The sequence below is a fragment of the Streptomyces sp. C genome (genome assembly GCF_000158895.1).
Lineage (GTDB): Bacteria > Actinomycetota > Actinomycetes > Streptomycetales > Streptomycetaceae > Streptomyces > Streptomyces racemochromogenes.
Genome location: NZ_GG657750.1, coordinates 5,970,968 through 5,971,853, shown reverse-complemented (window position 1 = coordinate 5,971,853; position 886 = coordinate 5,970,968). Strand labels below are relative to the sequence as shown.

The following is an 886-nucleotide window of genomic DNA, read 5'->3' as shown; positions in this document are numbered from 1 at the left end:
TGGTGCCGTCCTCCCCGGCGAGGACCTCGGCCCAGATCTCGGCGACGATCTCCTCGACCGGGCCCTCGGGCGCGGTGTACGGCTCGTCGGAGAGGGCGGCGGCGAGGTCGGGGGCGGGCAGGGCCGCCGTGTCGACCTTGTTGTGCCGGGTGAGCGGGATCTCCGGTACGGGCACCAGCAGCGCGGGGACCATGTAGTCCGGCAGGCTGCGGGCGCAGTGGTCGAGGAGTTCGGAGTCCCCGGGCGGCTTGGAGCCGCCGGGGACCCAGTAGGCGACGAGCGCGGCGGTGGAGCCGGTGCCGTGCACGACGACCGCGCACTGCGAGACGCCGGGGTGCTCGGCGAGGACGCCCTGCACCTCGCCGGTCTCCACGCGGCGGCCGCGGATCTTGGCCTGGCCGTCGGCGCGGCCGGCGAACTCGATGGTGCCGTCGGCGGACATGCGGGCCCGGTCGCCGGTGCGGTAGAGGCGGGCGCCGGGGGCTCCGTACGGGTCGGGGACGAAGGAGGCGGCGGTCAGGTCGGGGCGGCCGTGGTAGCCGCGGGCCAGGCCGGCGCCGCCGACGCAGAGTTCGCCGGTGGTGCCGTACGGGACGGGCTCCAGGTACTCGTCCAGGACGCGGGCGGTGACGTGCGGGTAGGCGCGGCCGACGGGTACGGCGGTGGCCGTGTCGTGGGCGTCCCAGCGGGTGGCGGCGATGGTGGTCTCGGTGAGCCCGTACTCGTTGACGAACCGCAGCAGGCGGCGGGACAGGTCCCGGGCCAGGGCGGGCGGGCAGGGCTCGCCGCCGGTCTGGCCGACGAGCGGGCGCCGTCCGAGGCCCGCGTCGATGAGCATCTGCCAGTGCGGTGGGGCGACCTGGAGGTGGCTGACGCCGTGCTCCTC

The 886-nt window shown here is 76.3% G+C and carries 1 protein-coding gene; it reads right to left on the bottom strand.

The window, feature by feature from the left end; translation table 11 throughout:
• The coding region (locus SSNG_RS44955; RefSeq protein WP_007267092.1) for an AMP-binding protein at positions 1 to 886 on the bottom strand (886 nt) is incomplete at both ends.